Source organism: Microbacterium sp. UBA3394 (genome assembly GCF_002358725.1).
Classification (GTDB): Bacteria; Actinomycetota; Actinomycetes; order Actinomycetales; family Microbacteriaceae; genus Microbacterium; species Microbacterium luteum.
In genome coordinates this window covers 5,320-10,036 of sequence record NZ_DEPK01000065.1, presented here as the reverse complement: position 1 = coordinate 10,036, position 4,717 = coordinate 5,320, and the positions used below count along the sequence as shown (strand labels likewise).

The window sequence follows — 4,717 nt, the reverse complement described above, 5'->3', positions numbered from 1 at the left end:
CATGATGCAGGACATCAGCATGCTCCGTCGCTGGATCGCCTTCGGACTCGTGCTCCTCGTCGTCAACGTGCTGACGATCCTGGTCGGTGCGGCCCTGCTGTTCCGCTGGCACTGGGTGCTCGGCACGATCTTCCTCGTGACCTCGGCGCCGCTGTGGTACGCCGGATACCGGTTCGAGAAGACCTACGGCGTGCTCGCGCGGCAGAGCCAGGACCAGGCAGGCGACCTGGCGACGAGCGTGGAGGAGAGCGTCCACGGCATCCGGGTGCTCAAGGCATTCGGCCGCGGCTCGCACGCGCTCAAGAAGTTCACCCGTCAGGCCGAGACCCTCCGCGAGACCGAGCTCGACAAGGCGCGCGCGGTGGGGTGGATCTGGTTCTGGCTCGTGCTGCTGCCCGACATCGCGTTCGCGCTCTGTCTCGGCGCGGGGATCTACCTGGTCGCCCTGGGTCAGCTCGGCGTCGGGGAGCTGGTGGCGTTCTTCGCGATGACGACCATTCTGCGGTGGCCGGTCGAGTCGATCGGGTTCCTGTTCTCGTTCCTGCTGGATGCGCGCACGGCGACCGACCGCATCTTCGAGGTCTTCGACGAGCAGAACCCCATCGTCGACCCCGCCGAGCCCACGACGATCGCCGCGCCGCGCGGTGAGCTCGCCTTCGAGGGCGTCCACTTTCGCTATCAGGATGCGCGGGAGAGCGAACGCGACCTGCTCGACGGCGTCGACCTCGTGCTGCGTCCGGGCGAGACGATGGCCCTCGTCGGCCTGACCGGTTCGGGGAAGACGACGCTCACGACCCTTCCCGGGCGCCTGTACGACGTCACCGCGGGGCGCGTCACCGTCGACGGCGTCGACGTGCGCGACCTCACGCTCGCGGAGCTGCGCACGCACGTGGGCATGGCGTTCGAGGACGCCACCCTGTTCTCGCAGACCGTGCGGGAGAACGTGCTGCTGGGGCGCGAAGACCTCGAGCCGGGCAGCGAGGAGGCCGAGCGCATCCTGCGGGAAGCGCTGCAGGTGGCGCAGGCGCATTTCGTCGACGATCTGCCGAACGGCGTGGACACCGTTATCGGCGAGGAGGGCCTGAGCCTGTCCGGCGGGCAGCGTCAGCGTCTCGCGCTGGCCCGCGCCGTTGCCGCACGGCCGTCGATCCTCGTGCTCGACGACCCGCTGTCCGCCCTCGACGTCGACACCGAGGCGCTGGTGGAAGATGCGCTGCGCGAGGTGCTGCACGACACCACGGCGATGATCGTCGCGCACCGCCCGTCGACCGTGATGCTCGCCGATCGGGTCGCCCTGCTCGAGGCCGGAAAGGTCACCGCGGTCGGGGCGCACTCCGATCTGCTGCGCGAGAGCGCGCACTACCGGCATGTGATCTCGAGTCTCGAAGACGACGAAGCGCGTGCGCGCGAGACGGAGGTGAACCTGTGAGCACCGGCATCATCGGAACCCGCGGCGAGGACCGCTCCGATTACACCCGCGAGGAGAGCCGGGCGATCCGGCGGCGCTCGCTGCGCCTGCTCGGCTCGCTCGTGAGCACCCTTCGCTGGCAGCTCGTGCTGGCCGCAGCCGTGCTCATCGTGTCGACCGTGCTGCGCGTGGCCGGCCCCGCTCTGATCACCTACGGCATCAATACGGCCCTCCCCGCAGCCGTCGATCGGATGGATTGGATGCCGACGGTGGGCATCGTCGCCGTCTACCTGCTCACGGCGTTCGGGGGTGCCGGCCTCGTCGGCTGGTACGCCGTCGTCGCGGCGCGGCTGACCCAGGCGATCATGCTCGACCTGCGCAAGCGGATCTTCCTGCACACCCAGCGCCTGAGCCTGGAGTTCCACGAGTCCTACACCTCGGGCCGCATCATCTCGCGGCAGACGAGCGACCTCGACACCATTCGCGAGCTGCTCGACGGCGGTCTCAACGAGCTCGTCTCGGGGCTCCTCTACGGCGTGTTCACGCTGGGTGCGCTGCTGCTGCTCGATTGGCAGTCCGGCGTCATCATCGTGCTGATGGGCATCCCGCTCTTCTTCCTCATGCGCTGGTTCTACCTGCGCTCCCAGCTGGTCTACCGGGAGTCGCGTGTGATCAGCGCGCAGGTGATCGTGAAGTTCGTCGAGACGATGACGGGTGTGCGGGCCGTGAAGGCGTTCCGCAAGGAGCCGCGCAACGACGACGAGTTCGGCGGCCTCGCGATGCGGTACCGCGACGTCAACATGCGCTCGATCCGCCTCTTCGGCACGTTCGAGCCGGGACTCATGGCCATCGCGTCGGTCTCGCTCGCCCTCATCGTCTTCTGGGGCGGCGTGCGCGTGGCCGAGGGTGCCATGGCGATCGGAACCCTCGTGGGGGCGGTCCTCTACGTGCGGAACTTCTTCTCGCCGCTGCAGGAGGTGGCGTTCTTCCTCAACTCCTACCAGTCGGCCACCGCCGCGCTCGAGAAGGTCTCGGGCGTGCTCGAGGAGGAGCCGACGGTGCCCGACCCGGCGAAGCCGGTCGACCTGTGGCGGGCGCGCGGTCACGTGCGCTTCGACGACGTGCGCTTCGGATACTCCGACGACCGGGTGATCCTGCCCGACTTCACGCTGGACATCCCCGCCGGCCAGACCATCGCGCTGGTGGGAACGACGGGTGCGGGCAAGTCGACCCTCGCCAAGCTCGTCTCGCGGTTCTACGACCCCACCCGCGGCGCCATCACCCTCGACGACGTCGACCTGCGTCAGCTGCATCCGAAAGACCTGCGACGGGCCATCGTCATGGTCACGCAGGAGGCGTACCTGTTCAGCGGCACGGTCGCCGACAACATCGCGCTGGGCAAGCCCGACGCGACGATCGAGGAGATCCAGGATGCCGCGCGCGCCGTCGGCGCGCACGAGTTCATCGCGGCGCTTCCCGACGGCTACGCGACGGATGTGAACAAGCGCGGCGGCCGGGTGTCGGCGGGGCAGCGGCAGCTGATCTCGTTCGCCCGGGCGTTCCTGGCGAACCCGGCCGTGCTCATCCTCGACGAGGCGACCGCCTCGCTCGACATCCCGAGCGAGCGTCTGATCCAGGAGGCGCTCCAGACTCTGCTCGCGGATCGCACCGCGATCATCATCGCGCACCGCCTGTCCACCGTCGCGATCGCGGACCGCGTGCTCGTGATGGAGCACGGACGCATCATCGAGGACGACGCTCCCGGGGCCCTGATCGCCGGTGACGGCAAGTTCGCGCAGCTCCACAGTGCTTGGCAGCAGTCCCTGGTCTGACGCCTAGGGACGCCGGGCCAGGGCCGCCGCGCGGATGTCGGAGAATCGGCCGGATGTCGGAGGATTCGCGTCGGATTCTCCGACATCGGCGCGATTCTCCGACATCCGGGGCGGGTCATGCGAGGTGGGCGCCGGCGGCTATGGCTCGCCCGATCGTGCGCTCGACGGCCGGCCAGTCGTGGATCACCTGCGCGTAGCTGAATCGCAGCACCGTGTATCCGCGCAGACGGAGCTCGGCGTCGTGCCGGAGGTCGCGCGTGCGGTCCTTCGACGTCGAGTGATGAGCGAACCCGTCGAGCTGAACGACCAGGCGGTCACCGATCAGGAGATCGACCGGGTGCCCGGCGAGGTAGAGCTGCTGGCGGATCGGCACACCCCAGCGCGACAGGCGCACGATCGCGAGGGTCTCGAGACCCGAGTCGGAGAGTCCGTTGACCTCGGCGGCGCACTCGGCCGACGCGCGTGAGCGCCACCGCACGGCGCGGAGCGCGTCCGTCGAGAGGTTCTCGGAGCGGATGGCTGATTCCCACACCACGAGGGCAGCCTCGCGGTCGAGGCACGATGCGATGTGGGCCAGCGCATCCTCGACGGATTCGAGCAGCGATGCCGGCGACACGGGGGAGAGCGGCTTCGTCCAGTGCGAGACGCCGTCGAACGGGACCGCTCGACCGTTGGGGCGGAAGTGCAGGTGCGGCTGCACGTCGACCTGCTCCGGGATCCACCAGCCGCGGCGTCGCGCGACCGAGAGGCACGCCACCCGTCCGCCGAGTTCCGCCGCGCGGATCAGGTCGCCGTCGCCGCGCGGGAGAGCGACCCACACGCGGCGGATCCGGCGCACGCGCCCGGCCCGGACGGCATCAGCCACGGCACCCGCGGTGAATCCGGCCCGACCCACCTCGTCACGATGGGCGATGCCCGCCCGCGCGGCCAGCCAGCTCTCCACATCCATGCCGACACGATGCCTGCCCGGCGGTCTCTGCGGTTGCGGGGCGCCGGAACTGTGGAGCGCGCGTCCCCGTGACCCGCCTGTGGAGGGTGCATCCCCGCCGCCTCGTTCCGCCGATGTCGGAGAATCGCGCCGATGTCGGAGAATTACGGCCGAATCCTCCGACATCCGACCGATTCTCCGACCTCGGGATGCGGGCGGGGCGCGGCGAGGGCGACGGAGCCTCGGTGGGGGAGGGGAATCCGAGGCCCCGCCGCCGGAATGCGGCGGCCGGGACCTTCTTCAGAGGGGTGGGCCGATCGCCGCCCGTCAGAGACGGATCTCGGCGATGACCTCACCGTACTCCGTCTCACCCACCGGGGTGAAGCCCATGCGCGTGAAGAACGCCTCGGGTCCGGCTTCGCCCTCTTCGTAGATGACGTTGAGCTTGTCGAGGCCACGGTCGCGCGCCTCGTCGAGCAGCTTCTCGATGGCGAAGCGGCCGATGCCGCGGCCCTGGTCGTCGGCGTCGACGTTGATGCGCCACAGCAC

At 69.6% G+C, this 4,717-nt stretch carries 4 protein-coding genes; 2 read left to right on the top strand and 2 right to left on the bottom strand.

Annotation, left to right across the window (positions count from 1 at the left end; genetic code table 11):
* Both B4E30_RS03635 and B4E30_RS03630 read left to right on the top strand, forming a co-directional pair.
* Positions 1 to 1,429, top strand: a 1,429-nt coding sequence (locus B4E30_RS03635; protein WP_286793534.1) for an ABC transporter ATP-binding protein, incomplete at its 5' end; no start/stop codon positions are given.
* Positions 1,426 to 3,240 carry an ABC transporter ATP-binding protein gene (locus tag B4E30_RS03630; RefSeq protein WP_286793533.1) on the top strand — a complete coding sequence of 605 codons (1,815 nt, stop codon included), beginning with the start codon at positions 1,426 to 1,428 and terminating at the stop codon, positions 3,238 to 3,240. The genes B4E30_RS03635 and B4E30_RS03630, both read left to right, overlap by 4 nt.
* 115 nt (positions 3,241 to 3,355) lie before the next feature.
* On the opposite strand, the gene B4E30_RS03625 is transcribed toward B4E30_RS03630, so the two are convergent.
* On the bottom strand, positions 3,356 to 4,189 hold the full coding sequence (locus B4E30_RS03625; RefSeq protein ID WP_286793532.1) for an endonuclease domain-containing protein: 834 nt from the start codon (positions 4,187 to 4,189) through the stop codon (positions 3,356 to 3,358).
* A 306-nt stretch (positions 4,190 to 4,495) separates the two neighbouring features.
* Positions 4,496 to 4,717, bottom strand: a 222-nt coding sequence (locus B4E30_RS03620) for a GNAT family N-acetyltransferase (protein ID WP_286793531.1), incomplete at its 5' end; no start/stop codon positions are given.